This is a genomic window from Paenibacillus sp. J22P90 (assembly GCF_059692195.1).
This window is the reverse complement of record NZ_JCAUAY010000004.1, coordinates 543,898-563,452: the sequence shown is the minus strand read 5'-3', so window position 1 is coordinate 563,452 and position 19,555 is coordinate 543,898. Positions and strand designations below refer to the sequence as shown.

Genomic DNA, 19,555 nt, shown 5'->3' with positions numbered 1-19,555 from the left:
AGTGAGGTCCTGTTTTTTTGCTTGCTGAATGAAATTACTCAAATTGTCCTGCGTAGATGAATTCTTTAACTTCACGTCGACCTGACGGGATTTCGCGTTCTTGCAAATTTTCTGGCAGTGCATCGACTGGACCGCGATAGCCAATAGCAATAACAGCGTGAAGCTGATAATCGGCAGGAATTTGCAATGTTTCACGGGCTTTATTCGGATCAAATCCACCCATCGCGTGGGTGATTAGCCCTTGATTATTCGCTTCAAGCGCTAAGTATCCCCAAGCTGTGCCGGCATCGAATGCATGACTTGGATTGTCTGTCCCTTTTGGCGTTTTGGTATGTGAAAAAGCGAGCGTCAATACTGGGGCTTTTTCACACCAGACAAGATTGGATGGATTTATGAAGGTGTAGAATTTGGCTAGCTGCTCTGGTGTGCGTGCGACAATGTAGCGCCAAGGTTGATGATTACTCCCAGAAGGTGCCCATCTCGCTGCTTCAAATAAGCTGAGCAAAACTTCCTCGGACACTTCTTGGTTGGAGAAGGAACGTGGGGACCAACGCTCAAGAAACTGAGGATTGATCTCATGGTCAGGTTGGCGGTGCGCTTCAATTTCATTTGGTAAAGATGTGGACATAACGATTCCTCCTTTTTTTGGATCTCATCCTAATTTTACCTGATTATTAGTTCGTTTACGAATTTCATAGTTTTTTGGAGAATTGTATGGGTTTGGCGCAAATTGGCAAAGCTAGTTGTTATGAAAATGATGGACTAAGAAGAGGTGCGAGAAGCCGTGAATTTCACGAGTCATGATGTCATTATCATTGAAAGAGCTTTAAGAACTGCCATGAAACATGATAGAGAAGAGCACCGAACTAGAGACTATCAAGAAGTTTTGTTTAAAATGCAGGAAAGTGCAAACCAAGCGCTATCGGTCTCAGCTCAGATTACAAGCGATGATCATGATGGCATTCGATACGATTATGATGATTCAGCCGATTTAATGTAGACATACGAACGTATATTCTGTAAAATGGAAGAAACGAAATGGGTAAGGAGATTCAGTGTATGAATCCTTTCACAGGTAAAGTTTCTTCAATGATAGAGATGATTGAGGGGCTGCGCAAATCGCCTGAAATCATGGAACAAGTAACCTATTGGCACACCATACCCCCACGGGATCCGAAGCTGGCTCATTTTCCAGAAGGATTGCATGAGGGTATTCGTGCTGCTCTTCAATATAAAAATATTAGCCAATTATATACGCACCAAGCGGAGTCTTTTCGCCAAGTGAGGGCAGGGAACCACGTAGTAACGGTTACTCCGACGGCGTCTGGCAAGACGCTTTGTTACAACCTTCCTGTTGTTCAAAAGATTTTAGAAAACGATGCTTCACGAGCACTCTATTTATTTCCTACCAAAGCATTGGCACAGGATCAAGTGGCTGAGCTTCAAGAAATGATTACATTTATGGACGTTGATATCAAAACGCATACGTACGACGGCGACACGCCGCCAACGGTACGACAAGCGATTCGCAATGCGGGGCACATTGTTGTTACGAACCCAGACATGCTTCATTCTGCGATTCTGCCGCATCACACTAAATGGGTGAAACTATTCGAGAATTTGAACTATATCGTAATCGATGAGGTGCATTCCTATCGAGGGGTGTTTGGCAGCCACGTGGCTAATGTCATTCGGAGATTGAAGCGAATTTGTCGCTTTTATGGTTCCAATCCTCAATTTATTTGTGCCTCAGCGACCATTGATAACCCGAAGGAGCATGCTGAGCGTTTGATCGGTGAAAATGTCGCACTGATTGATAATAATGGGGCGCCGGCAGGGGAGAAGCACTTTGTATTTTATAATCCGCCAGTTGTTAATCAGCAACTGGGGATTCGTAAAAGCTCCGTCTTGGAGACGCGCAAGCTGGCAGGCAAGCTGCTGCGGAGCGGAATCCAGACGATTGTTTTTGCACGGAGCCGCGTGCGCGTGGAGATCTTGCTGACCTATCTGCAGGAGCTCGTGAGTCACGAGCTGGGCAGCAAGTCGATCCGCGGCTACCGCGGCGGGTATCTCCCGAAGCTGCGCCGGGAGATTGAACGGGGCTTACGCAGCGGGGAAATCCGCGGCGTTGTCAGCACGAACGCGCTGGAGCTGGGCATCGACATTGGCCAGCTGCAAGCGTGCGTGCTCAATGGCTATCCAGGCACGATAGCCAGTACTTGGCAGCAGTCCGGGCGTGCCGGACGGCGGCAGGAGACCTCGCTGACGATTCTCGTCGCGAGCAGCAATCCATTGGATCAATATTTGATCCAGAATCCGCGGTATTTCTTCGAGCGCCCGCCAGAGCAGGCGCGCATTCATCCTGACAACTTGATCATCCTCGTGGATCATGTGAAGTGTGCGGCGTATGAGCTGCCTTTTGAAGCGAATGAGAAGTTCGGTGAGGAGTCGCTCACCGATGTGCTTGAATATTTAACCGAGGAGCAGGTGCTCCATCAGGTGAATGATCGTTGGTATTGGATGGAGCAATCATTCCCAGCGCATAACATCTCATTGCGCTCTGCGGCGCAAGAGAACTTCATTATTATCGATATGACCAATGGACATCGCGTTATTGGGGAATGTGACCGTTTTAGTGCGCCAACTTTGATTCATGAAGAGGCGATATATATCCATGAAGGAATTCAATTCCAAGTGGAAAAGTTGGATTATGAAGAGAAGAAAGCTTTTGTCCGTCAAGTGAGTGTGGATTACTTCACCGATGCGAGCATGGCCGTACAGCTGAAAGTACTGCATGTGAATCGGGAGGGACGTGTTGGCTGTCTTCTTCGCCAATTGGGCGAGGTGACGGTGAATGCGCAACCAACGATTTTCAAGAAAATTCGTTTAGGTACGCACGAGAACATCGGCTCTGGGCCGATTCGATTGCCAGAGGAGGAGCTGCATACGAGCTCCTATTGGTTCACATTCGACGAGGCGATGGCGGCAGGACGTTCGGCTAATGACATGCAGCATGCGCTGCTTGGCATTGCCAACGTGTTGGCGCATTTGGCGCCGCTGTATTTGATGTGCGACCCGATGGATATTCGGGTCGTTCCGCAAGTGAAGGCGGTGCATAACAAGCTGCCGACGGTGTTTTTCTACGACCGCTACCCGGGCGGCGTAGGTCTTAGTGATCGGCTGTACGAGGTCCACGGACAGCTGATGGATCAGGCGCGCAGCCTGATCAGGAGCTGTGGCTGCATCAGTGGCTGCCCAGCCTGTGTCGGGCCGATCGAAGAGGTCGGCCTGCTGGGCAAGAAGCTCGCGCTGGAGCTGCTCGCAGAGCTGGAAGGCGGTGCCCGATGAGCGGGCTCCGCGAAAGGCTCGGCCGCTTGCGGGGACCCGCAGCGGCTGGGGCAACACCGCCGCCCCCGCCGGAGGCAGGGGGCGAGTGGGCGCAGCTCGGCGCCCATATTGCGACGAGCCCTGCGGGCTCGTTCGTCATGCGGCGCCGCCAGTACGGCGCGGACAGCGCGCACGGCAAGTATCGGCTGCGTGAGCTTGCCGATGTTGCGCCGCAGCTGTCCAGCTTCCACGACGGGGACGCCGTCGTCCGGCTCGAAGAGCTGCTCTTCTTCGATACCGAGACAACCGGACTCGGCGTCGGTGCAGGCAACGTGCCGTTCATGGTCGGCATCGGCTACTACACAGGCGAGCTGTTCACGGTGGAACAGCTCCTGATTCGCAACCCTGCAGAGGAGCATGCGATGCTGGTGTACCTGCAAGAGCTGTTAGGACGATATACGCATATCGTCTCCTATAACGGCCGGACGTTCGACTGGCCGATTCTCAAAAATCGCTTCGTCCTGAATCGTCTCACCTTAGACGATTCAGAGCTGCTGCAGCTTGATCTGCTGTACCCTTCACGAAGTCTGTGGCGCAACTCACTGCCATCTTGTCGTTTGAGTAAAGTGGAGGAGAGCCGGCTTGGTTTTGAGCGCGTGGATGATGTACCAGGGTCGATGGCGCCTGCACTTTATTTTCAATATTTGGCAGAGAAGGATCCCTCAGTTCTTCAAGGCGTATTCATTCATAATGAGCATGATATTGTGACGTTGGCTGCGTTGACGATCCATTTTGGTAGATTGCTGCGCCTAGAAGAGGATCCTATAGATGAAACTGATGACTACTATGGATTAATGGAGCCATCTTCTGATCTTGACCTCGAACATCTCGATACCGAAGAGCTTTTCCGTACGGGACTATGGCTCGAAAAAATGGGTATACCTTCTAAGTCGGAGCGATATTTCAATAAGTTATATGCAAGACTTTTAAGTCCGGATTCTTCGATCCCATCGAATGACGACGAACATGCTTATCTTCAATTGGCTGGCTACTACAAGAAAAATGGTCAGTATCCCCGAGCAATCGCGCTGTGGAAGATGGCTATTTTGCTGAAGCCTTCAAGTATTTCCTTGCAGCTGGAGCCGTATTTGGAGCTAGCGATGTATTATGAGCATCGGGAAAAGGACTTAGGGCAAGCGGTCTTTTATGCGGAGGAAGCGTGGGCGAAGCTCTGGCGGCGACGGGCGCTTCACCGTGGTGATCGCAAGGTCAACGAAATTGAGGAAGCGTGGGAAAAGCGCATGGCACGTTTACAGCAGAAAATGCGCAAGAATGATCTTAATTCGAAGTTTGAACACAGTACTCACGCCATTTTAGCGGACAAAAGTATCGCAAAAAAACGAAAGCCGAAGGCACCAAAGCCAGCCTATGTTAGCGAGGGCTTAATTTAACGATGACATGTCGCGTTTCATCCAAATAACCTTCTTTTGCGTGTTTACGCATTCCGCCATTTGGTTATACAAGGTATAAAAATGGCAAGGAGCGATTCTCGTGCCTGAACTTCCAGAAATGGAAACGTACCGTCAGCAATTGACGCGATTCATTATAGGTGTTCCGATTACGGGAGTCGATGTGACACGCCCGAAATCGTTGAATGTCGCCCCTGAACAACTGGCTGAAAAGCTGATTGGCAACCGATTTGTTCGAATTGAGCGAAGAGCCAAGCACTTATTGTTTCATTTGGCCTCCGGTGAAATCCTGCTGCTGCATCTCATGCTAGGCGGTTGGATGTTCTTTGGAACGCAAGAAGAGAAGCCAGATCGAACTGTACAAGTGGAAATCCACCTAGGTTCACGAAGTCTATCTTTTATTGGGCTGCGATTAGGCTATTTGCACATGCATAGTGCAGAAGAAATCTCTGAGCTTTTGAAAAAGTTAGGGCCAGAGCCGTTCGAATTAAATGTGGTACAATTTCGAAACGTCTTGAGACCAAAAAGGGGAAATCTCAAAGTTACGCTCGTCGATCAAACCTTTCTTTCTGGCATAGGGAATTGTTATTCTGATGAAATATGCTTTGAAGCAGGCATCCTCCCAACGCGCAAAATTCCTTCCCTAAATGAGTTGGAACAATCCCGGTTGTATCAATCCATGCAGTCTTTACTGCGTGAGGCGATTGCAGTCGGCGGCTACATGGAGGAACCCTTATTTGTGGGGGATCGGCTAACAGGACAATATAATGCGAAATGCCGTGTATACGATCGCAATGATGAGCCATGTCTACGCTGTGGACATCCCATCATTCAAATCGAGATTTCAAGTCGTAAATGCTTCTATTGTGCTCATTGCCAAACGTGAAAGGTCGGATGGAACATGTTTATCGGCGCCCATGTAAGTACGCGTGGAGGTTATGTGAATGCTGCTAAAACCGCCCTGGCCATTGGGGCGAGTGCCTTTCAATATTTTCCAATGAATCCTCGAAGTTTGGCGATGAAAGCTGTTAATCATAAAGATACGAGCGCTTGCGCGCAGTTGTGTAAAGAGCAAGGGATTCTTTCGATTGGTCATGCACCTTATGCACTGAATCCTGCTGTGGACGAACTTGAACGTGATACCATGGTGAACTTACTAAAAAATGGCTTAGACATAACAAATGCCTGTGGTTCTGTTGGACTTGTGGTGCATTTTGGGAAATATACAGGAAAAGACCCGTTACAAGGCTACAAAAATATAATACAATGTTTGAATAGAGCTACGGAGGGTTACACGGGAGCTTCTTTCATTTTGCTCGAGAATCAAGCGGGGGAAGGATCTCAACTGGGATTAACCATGGAAGAAATGGCGCAGGTTCGCAAGCTATGCGACTCCCCCGAAAAGATTGGCTTTTGCCTCGATACTTGTCATGCCTTTGCAAGCCGACTTTGGCAAGGCTCGGATTGGCACGAGTTGGAATCGAAGGGAGAGCAGCTTGATTATTTGCCGCATTTAAAGGCTGTTCACTTAAATGATTCGGTCTATCCGCTAGGCTCACGACGTGATCGGCATGCCAACATAGGTACTGGATATATTGGCATTGCGAATTTCGGGCGGCTGTTAGCATCCCCCTTTTTACAAGACATTCCGGTTGTTCTTGAGACAGGTGCCGGCGTTGATGGCACGCATCGAGAAGAGATTGCGCTCGTAAAATCGTTGCTGGAAAGGAAATGTGCGGATGATTCATGTATACTTAGATGATTCACGTCCTTGTCCCCAAGGATTTGTCCTAGCCAAAGATGCTAAAGAATGTATAACACTGCTGCAAGATTGTGAGGTCGACATTTTATCTCTAGACCATGATTTGGGTTGGATGTCGAAGCAAACCGGTATGGATGTTGTCATTTGGTTGACGCAGCAGCGTAAATTTCCAAGAACGATTTATATTCATACCTCCAGTCCTTCTGCATGCTCACAGATGTATCAGCTGTTAGATGCCGTCAAGCCACAAGGAATGGGGCTATATGCGCATCGAATACCAGATGATGTATTGCTGGGAGTTGCACAAGGAAACTATCCAAGTAAACCGTAATCTGAAAGGAAACGAACTCATGATCCATTTATCAGGTATTCATTTTATACGTGGCGAACGCCATATTTTGAACGATGTGAATGTACATATGGAATCCGGTGAACACTGGGTATTGTTGGGCCGTAACGGCTCTGGCAAAACAACACTGTTAGAAATGATGAATGGCTATGAATTTCCGAGCCGTGGTACAGTGGATGTACTTGGTAATCGCTTCGGTCAAGTTGATGTCAGGGAAGTTCGCAAGAAAATTGGATACATTTCCCAATCTCTGTTTGAAAAATTGAATTTGAGTGACCCTGTGCTTGAAGTCGTGGCAACGGGTGAGTATGCGTATCTGCGATTTTATCAAGAAATTCCACAGGAAGTGAAGGACCGAGCGCAAGCGATGCTTGAACGTGTTCGCATACCTCATCTTGCAGATCAGCCTTTAGGCACGCTTTCACAAGGTGAGCGCAAGAAAGTTATGCTGGCCAGAGCTCTAATGATGAAGCCATCTCTCCTCATTTTGGATGAGCCTGCGGCTGGCCTGGATTTATTTGAGCGTGAGCGTTTTTTATCTGACGTAAATGAACTTAGTAAGCAAGATATTACGGTCGTGTATGTCACGCATCACATTGAAGAAATTATGCCTTTATTTACGCATGTCGCCATTATTGAGCAAGGAGAAATCATTGCTTCAGGTCGCAAGGAAGAAGTATTGACGCCAGCGAATATTAAGCAAGCTTTCGATATTGATGTTTCCATTGAATGGTTTCAGGATCGTCCATGGATCAAAGTTGTTGATGGCAATTTCGCTAAGTAAGCTGATAAAGCGAACTAATCAAGCTAAGCAAGCTGGCTAAAAGGAAAGTAGATTATTTAAAGGATGCGGCTATGACACAATTAACGACCTATATTGGAACTTCGAATCACGGGTTCGCACAATATGCGCAAGATGAACTACGGAAGCTGTTTCCTCACACGAAATTTGCCTTATTGGTGCCGACGGAAGTGTTTTATTTTCAGGTTCCTGATGATACGGCAGATGTGATTTCAACAATGAAAGAGAATGAACCGATTTTTCTTCGACATGTTCAACCTGTTCATCACCAATGGGAGCTTACCCGAACGGATGCAGATATTGCGCATGTTACGACATGGCTTCGTGAAGCATATGCCGCTGGATTATTTCAATTTGGCGAGAAAATCGCAACGCAAATCCGTAAAGAAGAGCGGGCAGATGTCCCCTATGCACCTTTTTCGATTAAGGCGGCCGTAGATGAAATCCTCGTTGCGGAATGCGGTGGAGAACCTGTTGTCCGATATGCGGACCACATTATTTCGGTGTACATAAGCGCCAATAAGATATTTATCGGAATCTCAAAGCCACAAGAAAATTTATCCGATTGGTCCGGCGGAGCGATTCGCTTCATGAAGGAAGAGGATCAAATTTCTCGTGCCAAGTTTAAGCTTCTGGAAGCAGAGCAGCGTTTTGGAATCGACTTCAGTATCGCACGCAAAGCAGTTGATATTGGGGCTGCACCAGGCGGATGGACTTCTTTGTTGCTAGAGCGCGGTTTGAAAGTGACTGCAATTGATCCAGCGGCGCTGAACCCACGGCTGCTAGGCAACCCATTGTTAACATTCCTGAAGAAAAATGCAGGAGATGTGAAGCTGCGTCAGAACGAGTTTGATTTGCTTGTTTGTGACATGAGCTGGGATCCGCGGCAGATGGGGCGTCTTGTAGAGGATTTACTTTTCTCCTTACAAAGCGGAGGGACTGCGATTATCACGGTGAAGCTTATGCATAAGAAACCGTTTCAAACGGTTCGTGACGTTATGCGTATTTTCGAGGACTCGCTCTTTCTGTTGAAGGCGAAGCAGTTGTTTCACAATCGAGAAGAGCTAACGCTCTATTTGCAAAAAATATAAAAAGTGGAAAAATAGCTAGATTTTCCATGTCGCCTCCCTTATAATCAAGAGCATTATGGCTTGGATATAAGAGGAGGTTTTTTTATAACTTGGAATCAACAACCGAAGTGGCAAGGCTCCATAGTAGGAGGGAGATATAGGCTCGTCTCTATGCTTGGACAAGGTGGCATGAGTCAAGTGTATCTCGCAGAAGATCAAAAGCTAAAAGGAAAGCGCTGGGCTGTAAAGGAATGTTTTTGCGCTCCCTCTGACAAGGCATCCTTCTTGGATGAGGCGGAAATGCTGGCCAAGCTCCAGCACGCACAGCTTCCACAATTGGTCGATTATTTTATTAGCGATGAGGGTAAAGGTTATCTGGTCATGGACTACATCGAGGGGCCAACGCTTCAGGATCTTTTTGAAAAAAATCATCGCGAACTGCCGATTGCGCAAATTGTTCATATCGCTTTTCAAATGCTCGATATTTTCCACTATTTACACACGTTTCAGCCTCGACCGATTATCTACCGCGATCTTAAACCTTCCAACGTGATGCTCAATCAACACAATCAAGTGCGATTAATCGATTTCGGTGTAGCTAGGCAATTCAAGCAAGGACAAGCTTCGGATACGATGCAGATGGGGACAATTGGTTTCGCTGCACCTGAGCAATATCTCGGAATGCAAACGGATGCTCGAACTGACCTCTATACTTTAGGGGCCATGTTGTACTACTTATTGTCAGGCGGTCACTATGCGCACAGCAAGGCCAAGCAAGTCGAGTTGCGAAAAGTAGGAATACCAGAAGCTTTACGAACTACCATCTATTTTCTCCTGCAAGATCAACCACAGAACCGCTGCCAAACGGCCATGGAAGTCAAACTTAGACTTCGCTCCATTTACCCCGAAGCTAGTCTCATCGTTTCAGAAACTAACACTCAAACACCATCATTCCCAGCTCAAATGACTGATAGGCTAATTGTAATTGGCGGATTGTTCGCAGGTGTTGGTGCAACATTCACTGCAATAACTTTAGCGAGAATCCTACATGCACTCCAAATCCCCAACGCGCTTGTCGAGCAGCCGACGATCGAACCCGATTTGTATATGCTGCTTTACGGTGATCGAAATGCCCCGGCTTCCTACACATTTCCAACTGATCACATTCGTGACGCTTCTTCCACTTCCACAGTACATTGGACAAGCGGTTCTACAACTTGGGCTCCCATTAATCCAGATGGTTTTCAAGGTAACTGGCAGGCTGCCCATGCATTTAAACTTCTACACTTGATGAAAAAGCCGATCGTCCTTTGGGATATCTCGACGCAGTGGGAGCATCCTACTGTGCAGGAGCTTTGTTTTAGTGCCGATGACATTATCGTCATGGTTGATAGCTCGCCTGGAAAATGCGACCGACCCAGCTCACGAAGGTTGATTGAGATGTTCGAATCTTACCGGCAGCGAGGAAAAAAATTGCATTATATCGCGAATGGCGCTTTACCCACGCATTTTCAAAGGGAATGGCAGGAATCGCTTCCGTATTTACCCCTCTGTACGTTGCCATACCTTCCAAGATCCGAAGTCATGCAAGCGGTTTGGGAAGGGGAATGTATCCAAGATCAGCCTCCTTACTTGAACGCTTTTTTTGAAGCATTGAAACCTTTACTCCGTGAAATTCTCCCGCATGAACGTGTTAACCAACTCACTGGTCGACATAGGAAGTCGATACTTTCCCTTTTCAATAAACGCGGTTAGTGCTTTTGTTTAATTGATAAATTGTCCATGCTAGTAAGGTGGCGAAACATGACCATAATAAGTAAGGAACCAGTAGCCAAGCGGCAAACTTGGAATAAGGAATAGTTGCATAGATCAACATGAAAGTCGTAATGGCCACAAGGAAAGTATCAAGAAAAGCCAATCGTTCATTTTTTAATTTGAATTGGAAAAAGGTAAAGGCTTGGTTAGCGATGTAATTCACTATTAAAATTAACACATACACAGAGGCTGCCTCTTGAAAGCCATCTGTTTTCGTGTATACAATGGCGACGGATGCGGAAATTAACGCATATAAGATCCCCCAAGCGATACCGAAAAGCTTAGCAGGAGGAGTCCAACTTGGCTTTTTCAGAGTAGCATAGTAGGCAAGGTCAGTAGGAAATACAACACTGGAAACTGAGAATAACGCATATGTAATCAAGAACACGATGATAAAGGTTAACACAGTACACACCTCCTATTTGTGAGTGAAGCTTGTATTACTATACTACTCAGGTGAACAAAGTTATAACCAAATCTAGCCAAAAGTGTGGTATGATGAGTCATATTTTGAACGAGAGAAATAGGGGGAAACAGCCATGGAGCAGCGCTACTCAAGAGAATCCAGATGTTTCAAAACATCGCGTATTTTTCCGACAGATGTAAACAACCACAATACACTTTTTGGTGGAAAGCTGATGTCCTACATCGATGACATTGCTTCAATTGCGGCACATAAGCATTGCCGGAGGTCGGTCGTAACGGCATCCACGGATTCGGTTGACTTTTTGTCGCCGATTCATACATCGGATTCTGTATGTCTAGAGTCATTCGTAACGTGGACAGGCAAAAGCTCGATGGAGGTATTCGTTAAGGTTGTAACCGAGGATCTGAAATCAGGTGCAAGGAAGATTGCAGCCACATCTTTCCTAACCTTTGTTGCGTTGGACGAAAATAAAGTCCCTGTAGAAGTGCCGGATGTGATTCCCGAAACAGAAGAAGAAAAAAAGCTACACGAGTCTGCGCCGCATCGCGCTGAGATGAGACGTATTCGCCGCGTGGAAAGTAAGAAGCTGGCTAGCTTTTTCACAATGAAGTATCCGTGGGAATAAAGTCATTGATTTATTAGTGAAATGTGGTACAATTTGGATAATTAAACATCGGACAAGCGGAAGCACCGCTGATGATAGAGACATATTCTCTATAGTCAGCGGTGCTTTTTTGTTGTTCAGAGGCGGAGAGGAGGGAAATATGAGAATTGATACAAGATCATTTATCGCGATTGTCCTTGCCGTCATGAGCTTTGTACTCATCGGCAGTGGTATTTATGCGAAATTCGCTGGGTCGTTTTAAGTGCGAAGGAGGAGAACGAAATGAATAAACTTCACTTGTATGTTTTAGATGATGATTTGGCCTATGCAGAGCGATTAGCAGTATTCATTCGGGCAACAGAGTTCGCTGAGCGTGTACAAGTAAAGCTCTTCTCGCAGGTTGAACTCCTCATCCAGGTGTTGGAGGATCCCACCATTAAAGGCGTACTCTTGTTGTCTGAAGCTTATTATCCGTTATTACAGCATCGTCGTACATCGCTTTTCAAGATGGTTTTAAGTCAGAACATCGCCAACTCCGCTGCGCCGGAAACTGTACTTCCGTTTTTATTTCGTTTTCAACCACTGCACCAACTTATCACACGTATTCAAGCGCTGTATGCTGAGGGCATTCCAAGCGAGCTTCGTTCAAATGCTCATAACAGCTCGCGCGTGATTTCTGTCTATAGCAGCAGCGGCAACACGGGGAAATCGATCACAGCGGTTCATATGGCGAAACAACTGGCATTCCGTGGGGAACGTGTGTTGTATTTGAGTTTGGAAGCCGTAAGTGCAGCGTCGCAATGGTTGAAGGGTGATGGAGGTCGGTTGTCGCAGCTCCTCTATTATTTGAAAAGCGCTCCTGAGTCGTTGGGGCCGAAGCTGGCTCTTTTAAAATCGTACGATGCCATTCGTCGATTTGATTATTTGACACCTCATGAGCAAATGAGGGAAATGCAAGAAATGAGTGGGGAACAGGTCAAACAACTCATTACATCCATCGTTGGCTTGTCCATCTACGATACAATCATTGTTGATCTCGAATCATCTGTTCATCCCAGAATCGTCAAAAGCTTAGAAATTAGCGATGCGATCATCTGGCTCATTCGAGATGATTGGAACGATGCATTCAAAACAAAGTCGCTCTACAAACAAATGAGTGCGTATGCTCACATTCATTTTGTGATAACCAGCTATAGGGGCAGCCTTGCGAATTCTTTTGAGTTTCTAGGCAAACCAATCACGTACAAGCTTCCCTATATTCCAGAATGGAAAGCGATGAGTTCAGATGAGCAAGTGTGGCAGTCGGATATTTACTCGGAACAGGTGTACGAAATGTTAAAGCATGTTTTCAATACGGATTCACCAATTCCGATGGAGGAGGCTGCTGCTTACTTTGAATCAAGAGCAGTTTAACCAGTTAAAACAGGAGATCAAAGAGAATCTCGACCTTTCCAATGAGTTAAGCGACGATCAATTACGTGGATATATCGAAGAAACGATCTTTCGTGTTGCGGGTGCTCAAGGATGGACGTCGAGCGAAATACATGCCGGTGTCAAGCGTATATTTGATAGCTTTCGCGGATTGGACATCTTGCAGCCGCTCATCGACGACCCCACAGTCACAGAGATTATGGTGAATGGTCACACTTGTATTTTTTTTGAACGAAAGGGCCTAGTAGAACGCTATCCTTACGAGCTGGAAAGTGCAGAAAAGCTGGAGGATCTGATCCAAATGATTGTCTCTAAAGTGAATCGTATCGTGAACCAAGCCACACCCATTGTTGATGCGAGGTTGAAGGACGGTTCTCGTGTGAATATCGTGCTCCCGCCAGCTTCCCTTAGTGGTCCGACCCTAACCATACGTAAATTCCCTGAGAAACCCATGAACATGCAGGATTTGATCGGGCTTGGCAGCATCTCCAAGGAAGCTTCAGAGATACTGCGTTTAATGGTTGAAGCGGGATTTAATGTGTTCGTTGGAGGTGGAACGGGTTCAGGGAAGACGACATTTCTCAACGCTTTAAGTGCTTGGATACCTGAGCATGAGCGCGTCATTACGATTGAGGATTCTGCAGAGCTACAGATTCAAGCTGTACCTAATCTAGTTCGTCTGGAAACGAGGAATGCGAATACGGAAGGAAAGGGAGCGATTACCATGCGAGAGTTAATTCGATCTTCCCTGCGGATGCGTCCCAACCGTATTATCGTTGGTGAGGTGCGAGGTGCTGAGGCATTGGATATGCTGTCGGCCATGAATACGGGACATGATGGAAGCTTAAGTACCGGCCATGCAAATACCTCTCTGGATATGCTCAGCAGGCTGGAAACGATGGTTCTAAGTGCAGCCCCATTGCCCATCGAAGTCATTCGTAAACAAATTGCTTCAGCGCTAGATGTAATTGTGCACATATCCCGGATGAGAGATCGCTCACGAAAGGTGACGGAGATTCATCAAGTGGGCGGTATAAAGGATGGTGAAGTCGAGCTGCAGCCGCTTTTTCTGTTCGAAGAGAGCGGGGAGACCCCTACAGGTAAAATTATCGGAGCACTCCGATATACAGGGCAAGCTCTCGCGAACATGCACAAGCTTCAAATGGCAGGTAAACAGCTTCCAAAATGGTTTGTACAGCGTGAAGTCGGATGTGAGACGACATGATGATCTGGCTGTTGCTTCTTCTGATAGGTGGTGGAAGTTGGCTCATTCTAGCAGCTCTAGCACGCCGCAAATCCCTTCCGAAATCTCACGACAATACCTCTGAATCTAAGTCGAACACTATCCTTCCAGTTCCAGTTGTACCTTACATCGATTACAACCAGTATCAGTTATCCTCCAAAGAGAGAGTAGCTGCAATTCTGATGCTTGCTTTCCCGGCATTCCTGATCGGCTATATTTTTTACCAAAATATCATCCTCGCTACTGCCCTTGCATCAACGGGCTTTCTATTTCCTCGTTTTCGTCGGCAGCAACTCATCCAAAAACGCAAAAATATGCTCTATGTGCAATTTAAACAAGCACTTAGTTGTTTATCTTCCTCGATGACAGTGGGGAAATCGATTGAAACAGCATTCCGAGAGGCATGGGAGGATTTGAAGCTGTTGTATCCTGATCCTGCCTGTCTCATCGTCATTGAGTTCGGCATGATTTGCCGCAAAGTTGAAAATGGCGAACCTATTGAGGCTGCACTTAGTCATTTTGCCGCTCGAAGCCATCTAGAGGATATTCAGAACTTCACTGACGTCTTTATGACCTGCAAACGTACGGGAGGTAATTTGGTCGAAGTCATGAAACGAACAGCTACGGTAATCGCTGAGAAGCTAGAAATAACGCAGGAAATTTCCGTGATGATTGCTCAGAAGCGTTTTGAATCGAGAGTGCTAGTTGTAGCTCCCATTATCATTGTTGCATTATTGGCATTTAGTTCGCCAGATTATATGGAACCTCTTTACAAGGGAAGCGGTATTCTCATAATGACCGTCAGTTTACTGTTACTTGGCACATGTCTTGTACTTACCCAAAAAATTATGAATATCAAGGTGTAGCATGTGGATGTGGCTAATCGCTTTAGCTCAAGTCGTCCTTAGTTTGGTAGTATTCATGCTCGGGCGTAGGAAATACAAGGAGCTATCTCAAGCTCATATGTATCCATTTAAAATGAAGTTTCTTTTACCATACAGTTATTACTTAATCGATAAGCTTCAATTGATGGAAAGGTTTCCGGATTTCACCTCGAAAATCCATCATAAATGCATAAATTTGTTCGGCAGAAGCTTGTCCTCGCAAGGCAGCAAGTGGTTCATGGCAGAGTTGATTTCTGCGGGTACTTTGTCCTTAATCATTACTACGTTTCTAGCCTGTCTTGCTGGGGAGGACAGTTCCTTACTAGCATTTGGCGCGATTGCGTCGCTATGTGTTCCTATCGTGATGGTTCGTGATTTAGATATCAAAATCAAAAAGAAACAGCAAAGAATGATCCTTGAACTGCCAGAGTTTTTAAGCACCATAGTGCTCTTAGTGAACGCTGGCGAAACCGTCAACCGTGCTTGGATTCGGTGTGTTCAGGCGAAGCCGCAAATGACAGATTCTCCATTATTTAAAGAATTGCTTATCGCTGTCCACGAATTGGAGATGAATATCTCGTTCACGAAGGTTTTGGAGGATTTTAGTAAGCGTTGTGCGCTGCATGAAGTGTCTTTATTTACCTCAACGCTCAGTTTGAACAATAAAAGGGGCGGGAATGATTTTGTCATTGCCTTGCATTCGCTTTCGTTGGAGCTTTGGCAGCGGAGGAAGAGTGTTTCGCGAACTCTAGGGGAGGAAGCATCCTCCAAGTTAGTTTTTCCTATGGTCTTAATTTTTGTTGTGGTGATGATGATTGTCGCCGCACCAGCGTTACTGATGATGAACCAATAAGAGAGGGATGTTGATATGAAACCGATAATTGTAGGCTTTAAACGTTTATGGCAAGAGGAAGATGGACTAGGCACGTTAGAAATTTTATTAATTGTAGCCGTGCTCGTTGCTATAGCGATTATTTTTAGAAAGTGGATCGTATCTTGGTTTCAAAAGCTCATCGGCGACGCGAACTCTGATTTGAAGGATAACAGCGCGGTTGCACCTTGTGCGCCAAGTCCAACTACCAGCTGTGCGCCATAGTCCGTTCGCTCGTTTCTCTAGAAATGAGCAAGGTACGTTTACGTTAGAAGCGTCACTCGTATTTCCGGTCATATTAATCTGCACAGTGACACTGTTGTTCGTTGGGATGTACGCCTATCAGAATGTATATCTCCAGCAATTGGCACGATCATCTGCAGTCAAGCTAGCTTTTATATGGACGAATAGCCATAAAGATTTGTCGACAGGAAGCTTTGATCCGCGGGAAAATGACAGCTTGTACTGGCGCCTTACGCAGGACAATGTGAGCGACTTGTTTGGCTTTCTAAATGAAAACAATGGAACTCGAATCGCTCTCCCAACGACTCAGGTCAATGGCTTGGTGGAGAAAAAACTAGCAAAAGCCGCTGAGTTACTCCCAATGGGTGTTACGGGTGAAGCAACTTACACCAACTATCTACTCGATCATCAAGTTGAAGTTACTGTAACCAAGTCATTCCTTATGCCTTCCATTTTGCAGAAATGGATGCATTCGGCCCAGCCAGAAGGTAGGGCTGTTGCCCACGTGGTGGATGCTGTAGAGCTAATCCGCACCACAGATCTGACGCGGACATATCTGCCCACATTGGCAGGTCGCATCTCTCCCCAGAAGGCAAAGGCAGCGCTAGTTGATCCTGTTCAGCATGATTTGTCAGGACCTAGTGTGACGATTCAATCCGAACGTCAGGCGTCCGCCTATTTGCGAGCTCTAGTTGGTGGATCGGAGGTGGTGAAGACGACTGCATCTGGTAAAAGTAGAAAAATTGATGCTCTGGACACACGTGGCATTGGGCATCAAGCCTTTTATAGTATGACAGAAGCTCAGCTTCGAACGGAACAGCTGCCGAAGGACATCGAGTTGCTCCAGCAGGATCCGACAGTGAAAGGGATTGTGTGGCACTTTTTTAAGAAGGATGCCAGTGGTAAAGGGATGCCTACGGTTGCTTTTCGTAAAGAACTCGAACGTAAAGGGATCGTGGTCGTTATTCACAATTAGAAAGAGGGGAGCTTTTGAGGAGATTTTTATTTGAAGAGAACGGAGCGGTATCCGTTTATTTGATCCTTATTATCGTGCCGATTTTTTTATTTCAAGCGGTGTTTATCGATTTTGCCCGAATTAAAGCCGCTGAGAGAGAAACAGAATCGGCAATTCAGGCGGGGGCGCGCTCCGTGATGTCAGCCTTCGATACCGAACTGCAGAAGAGAGGACTTTATGGCATGGGTCTCTCTCAGGAAGATTCAGAACAATTGCTTAGTGATGTTTTTGTCAAAAACTTATCGAGCGGTGTTTCAACGAATGCCTTTCATTTTATTGATACAAAAGCAGTTGATGGAGCTTTCCATGTTACACCCGTGTATTCACTTGCTAGTCATGGCATTTTGGAGAGTCAGCTTCTCGAAGATATGAAAATAAAAGCTCCGATTGAATACACCTTAGAAATCGTAGATAAATTCCAGAAAAGTGGCGTCCGAGCGCCGTTTCAAATGGGTTCGCAATTTGCTAAGGATGCCGCGGAATTGGAAAAGCTTATCGAGCAGCGCGAAACCGCACTAGACGATGCGTGGCAGAGTGCGGAGGAGCTATATGAGAAAATGACCACCTTTCATCGGTATTACAGCGCAAGAATTGTGGAATTGGATGATTTGGCAGCACAAATCGGCATTCATACGGTAGAGGAAGTTCGCGCAGAGATCATTCGTGTTCGTGATGAATTGCAAGCTGTTACGAACTCGATTAGGAATATGGATCTTTCCTTAGCTTCGTTGGCACAAGCAGGTCCTGAGGCGGCGGCTAGTATGCAAGCCATTATTGCTGGAAAACAGACGCTGGAGCTGCAGGTTAGTACTCTTACTCAAAAGCTGAACGAACTAGAAGCTCTAGTTCAACTAATCTTGAAGTACACAGCACTTGTCATCAGTTCAAAGCTAGAGGTATCAGCCAATGAAAGTGATGTTCGGCAGCTGCAGCAAGACATCGAACCCAGCTTACGACTAGCTAAGCAAAAAAATGATGAGATTCGAGTGAAGTTAACTGGAATTTCGAACGCATCCACAAATAGTGATTCCAATGCGAATGCGGTATTTCAACATGTTGCCGTCATGGGTGATGATTATTTCTATAGCTATCAAACCTCAATTGCACGTATAACTGCACTATTTTCAACTTTCCAGTCCTCGGTTGAACGCGTCATCTTGTACACGGCAGAGCATACAAACCAGGTTAATCAAGCCAATGATGCTTATTCGGCAGCTGCAACTGATTTTTACAGCACACAGAGCCCAATTGAGAAATCCAGAATGGACAAAAATGAAGCAACAACGATAAATAAACGGACTCACAAGAATGCTATCCAGGCTGTTTTGGATCAAGCGAAGCAAGCAATTGGTAGTTGCAGTATGACCGAGTCACAATTGGGTGATGCAGCCCACTATAGCAAGCTCCAGGGAGAGTCGGGGTTATATCAAAAATATCAACAAGCGAATGCGCAAGAAACAATGATCGGTAATGAGGCTATCTATGATCTAGAAAAAGCCGAATCTACCAGTTTTAAAGCGATGGATATGCTGGGAGCTATGAATCAGGCCGCAGCCGTGCTGCGAGATGAACTTTACGTCAATGAATATGCGCTGACGAAATTTAATTATCGAACATTTGGGTTAGAGAAAGAGCCAAATGGGCAGCCCAAATTGTCTAGAGAGCTTGCAGACCCGGGTACGCATAAGTTAGCTTACCAAGAGGTCGAGTATCTCTTATATGGGTTTTCCTCATGTGCGGCTAACATCTCGTCGGCTTATGCTGAAATGTTTTCATTTCGTTTAGCGATTCGAACGTTGGAAGGGTTATTAGATCCCAAAAAGGAGATGCTCAACATCGGCTCCCCTTTACTCGTCTTATTAGCTGCGGCGGCCCAAGGTGCAGCGGAGGCGCTAGCTGATATGAATGCGTTGGTGAAGGGAGAAGCCGTTGAATTATCGTCCAAGCTGACGGTTGCTGCGCTTAAATTGACTTACAAAGACTATTTACGGATATTTCTCATGCTGCACAGCAATAATGCGAAACTGTTCTCCAGAATGCAAGCACTTATTGAATTAGAAACAGGTAAGAATCTTATTCAACAAACATCCTACATACAAGCGAATGCGACGAGTGAAATTAGGCTTTGGTTCATTCCTCAGCTCATGAAGCTTCTAGATGGGACGGGACTTTTAGGCTGTAAAGTAGTCGGAACACAGTGCCAAATGAATCGAACGGCGGTCGTTTCGTATTGAAGAGGGAGG

19 protein-coding genes are annotated in these 19,555 nt (G+C 46.2%); 17 read left to right on the top strand and 2 right to left on the bottom strand.

Features of this window, described 5'->3' with window-relative positions; genetic code table 11:
* Window positions 1–34 precede the first annotated feature (34 nt).
* Window positions 35–628, bottom strand: a complete 594-nt coding sequence (locus AC58UX_RS16970) for a nitroreductase family protein (RefSeq protein WP_497254716.1) — start codon at window positions 626–628, stop codon at window positions 35–37.
* 210 nt (window positions 629–838) lie between these two features.
* Between AC58UX_RS16970 and AC58UX_RS16965 the strand changes: the two genes are divergently transcribed.
* From AC58UX_RS16965 to AC58UX_RS16925, 9 genes are all read left to right on the top strand, one after another.
* Window positions 839–1,000 carry a hypothetical protein gene (locus AC58UX_RS16965; protein ID WP_497254714.1) on the top strand — a complete coding sequence of 54 codons (162 nt, stop codon included), beginning with the start codon at window positions 839–841 and terminating at the stop codon, window positions 998–1,000.
* A 59-nt stretch (window positions 1,001–1,059) separates the two neighbouring features.
* The gene (locus AC58UX_RS16960; RefSeq protein WP_497254712.1) at window positions 1,060–3,348 is read left to right on the top strand and encodes a DEAD/DEAH box helicase; all 2,289 of its coding nucleotides are present in this window, start codon (window positions 1,060–1,062) and stop codon (window positions 3,346–3,348) included.
* Window positions 3,345–4,778, top strand: a complete 1,434-nt coding sequence (locus AC58UX_RS16955) for a ribonuclease H-like domain-containing protein (protein ID WP_497254710.1) — start codon at window positions 3,345–3,347, stop codon at window positions 4,776–4,778. Before AC58UX_RS16960 ends, AC58UX_RS16955 begins: the two co-directional genes overlap by 4 nt.
* Before the next feature lie 100 nt (window positions 4,779–4,878).
* Window positions 4,879–5,682, top strand: a complete 804-nt coding sequence (locus AC58UX_RS16950; RefSeq protein ID WP_497254708.1) for an Fpg/Nei family DNA glycosylase — start codon at window positions 4,879–4,881, stop codon at window positions 5,680–5,682.
* Between the two features lie 15 nt (window positions 5,683–5,697).
* Window positions 5,698–6,558 (top strand): deoxyribonuclease IV, encoded by an 861-nt coding sequence (locus AC58UX_RS16945; RefSeq protein ID WP_497254706.1) that lies wholly within the window; start codon window positions 5,698–5,700, stop codon window positions 6,556–6,558.
* Window positions 6,536–6,889 carry a cyclic-phosphate processing receiver domain-containing protein gene (locus AC58UX_RS16940; RefSeq protein ID WP_497254704.1) on the top strand — a complete coding sequence of 118 codons (354 nt, stop codon included), beginning with the start codon at window positions 6,536–6,538 and terminating at the stop codon, window positions 6,887–6,889. The genes AC58UX_RS16945 and AC58UX_RS16940 overlap by 23 nt, the downstream gene beginning before the upstream one ends.
* 19 nt (window positions 6,890–6,908) lie before the next feature.
* Entirely contained in the window at window positions 6,909–7,691 is a 783-nt protein-coding gene (locus AC58UX_RS16935; RefSeq protein ID WP_497254702.1) for an ABC transporter ATP-binding protein, read from the top strand.
* 71 nt (window positions 7,692–7,762) lie between these two features.
* Entirely contained in the window at window positions 7,763–8,800 is a 1,038-nt protein-coding gene (locus AC58UX_RS16930) for an SAM-dependent methyltransferase (protein WP_497254700.1), read from the top strand.
* A 60-nt stretch (window positions 8,801–8,860) separates the two neighbouring features.
* Window positions 8,861–10,534, top strand: a complete 1,674-nt coding sequence (locus tag AC58UX_RS16925) for a serine/threonine protein kinase (protein ID WP_497254698.1) — start codon at window positions 8,861–8,863, stop codon at window positions 10,532–10,534.
* Here the strand turns inward: AC58UX_RS16925 and AC58UX_RS16920 are convergent.
* Entirely contained in the window at window positions 10,518–11,000 is a 483-nt protein-coding gene (locus AC58UX_RS16920) for a TspO/MBR family protein (RefSeq protein WP_497254696.1), read from the bottom strand. The genes AC58UX_RS16925 and AC58UX_RS16920 overlap by 17 nt on opposite strands.
* Window positions 11,001–11,133: 133 nt before the next feature.
* Here AC58UX_RS16920 and AC58UX_RS16915 point away from each other — a divergent pair, with 133 nt between their 5' ends.
* The 8 genes from AC58UX_RS16915 to AC58UX_RS16880 all read left to right on the top strand — a co-directional run bounded on the left by AC58UX_RS16915 (window position 11,134) and on the right by AC58UX_RS16880 (window position 19,546).
* A complete protein-coding gene (locus tag AC58UX_RS16915; protein WP_497254694.1) occupies window positions 11,134–11,646 on the top strand; it encodes an acyl-CoA thioesterase in 513 nt (170 codons plus the stop codon).
* Window positions 11,647–11,907: 261 nt separating this feature from the next.
* A complete protein-coding gene (locus AC58UX_RS16910; protein WP_497254692.1) occupies window positions 11,908–13,038 on the top strand; it encodes a P-loop NTPase family protein in 1,131 nt (376 codons plus the stop codon).
* Complete coding sequence (locus AC58UX_RS16905) at window positions 13,019–14,281, top strand: TadA family conjugal transfer-associated ATPase (RefSeq protein ID WP_497254690.1); 1,263 nt, start codon at window positions 13,019–13,021, stop codon at window positions 14,279–14,281. Before AC58UX_RS16910 ends, AC58UX_RS16905 begins: the two co-directional genes overlap by 20 nt.
* Window positions 14,278–15,165 carry a type II secretion system F family protein gene (locus tag AC58UX_RS16900; RefSeq protein ID WP_497254688.1) on the top strand — a complete coding sequence of 296 codons (888 nt, stop codon included), beginning with the start codon at window positions 14,278–14,280 and terminating at the stop codon, window positions 15,163–15,165. Before AC58UX_RS16905 ends, AC58UX_RS16900 begins: the two co-directional genes overlap by 4 nt.
* Before the next feature lie 7 nt (window positions 15,166–15,172).
* Window positions 15,173–16,036, top strand: coding sequence for a type II secretion system F family protein (locus AC58UX_RS16895; protein WP_497254686.1), 864 nt, complete (start codon window positions 15,173–15,175; stop codon window positions 16,034–16,036).
* Window positions 16,037–16,051: 15 nt separating this feature from the next.
* Window positions 16,052–16,279 carry a Flp1 family type IVb pilin gene (locus AC58UX_RS16890; RefSeq protein WP_497254684.1) on the top strand — a complete coding sequence of 76 codons (228 nt, stop codon included), beginning with the start codon at window positions 16,052–16,054 and terminating at the stop codon, window positions 16,277–16,279.
* Window positions 16,245–17,273, top strand: coding sequence for a TadE/TadG family type IV pilus assembly protein (locus AC58UX_RS16885; RefSeq protein WP_497254682.1), 1,029 nt, complete (start codon window positions 16,245–16,247; stop codon window positions 17,271–17,273). The genes AC58UX_RS16890 and AC58UX_RS16885 overlap by 35 nt, the downstream gene beginning before the upstream one ends.
* Window positions 17,274–17,287: 14 nt before the next feature.
* Window positions 17,288–19,546: a hypothetical protein gene (locus tag AC58UX_RS16880; protein ID WP_497254680.1), complete on the top strand. Its 2,259-nt coding sequence runs from the start codon at window positions 17,288–17,290 to the stop codon at window positions 19,544–19,546.
* Window positions 19,547–19,555 lie beyond the last annotated feature (9 nt).

Bases quoted from the DNA above. Each gene is read 5' to 3' on its own strand.
- AC58UX_RS16970 (WP_497254716.1), bottom strand. From the start codon at position 628: ATGTCCACATCTTTACCAAATGAAATTGAAGCGCACCGCCAACCTGAC.
- AC58UX_RS16965 (WP_497254714.1), top strand. From the start codon at position 839: ATGAAACATGATAGAGAAGAGCACCGAACTAGAGACTATCAAGAAGTT.
- AC58UX_RS16960 (WP_497254712.1), top strand. From the start codon at position 1,060: ATGAATCCTTTCACAGGTAAAGTTTCTTCAATGATAGAGATGATTGAG.
- AC58UX_RS16955 (WP_497254710.1), top strand. From the start codon at position 3,345: ATGAGCGGGCTCCGCGAAAGGCTCGGCCGCTTGCGGGGACCCGCAGCG.
- AC58UX_RS16945 (WP_497254706.1), top strand. From the start codon at position 5,698: ATGTTTATCGGCGCCCATGTAAGTACGCGTGGAGGTTATGTGAATGCT.
- AC58UX_RS16940 (WP_497254704.1), top strand. From the start codon at position 6,536: ATGATTCATGTATACTTAGATGATTCACGTCCTTGTCCCCAAGGATTT.
- AC58UX_RS16935 (WP_497254702.1), top strand. From the start codon at position 6,909: ATGATCCATTTATCAGGTATTCATTTTATACGTGGCGAACGCCATATT.
- AC58UX_RS16930 (WP_497254700.1), top strand. From the start codon at position 7,763: ATGACACAATTAACGACCTATATTGGAACTTCGAATCACGGGTTCGCA.
- AC58UX_RS16915 (WP_497254694.1), top strand. From the start codon at position 11,134: ATGGAGCAGCGCTACTCAAGAGAATCCAGATGTTTCAAAACATCGCGT.
- AC58UX_RS16910 (WP_497254692.1), top strand. From the start codon at position 11,908: ATGAATAAACTTCACTTGTATGTTTTAGATGATGATTTGGCCTATGCA.
- AC58UX_RS16900 (WP_497254688.1), top strand. From the start codon at position 14,278: ATGATGATCTGGCTGTTGCTTCTTCTGATAGGTGGTGGAAGTTGGCTC.
- AC58UX_RS16895 (WP_497254686.1), top strand. From the start codon at position 15,173: ATGTGGCTAATCGCTTTAGCTCAAGTCGTCCTTAGTTTGGTAGTATTC.
- AC58UX_RS16890 (WP_497254684.1), top strand. From the start codon at position 16,052: ATGAAACCGATAATTGTAGGCTTTAAACGTTTATGGCAAGAGGAAGAT.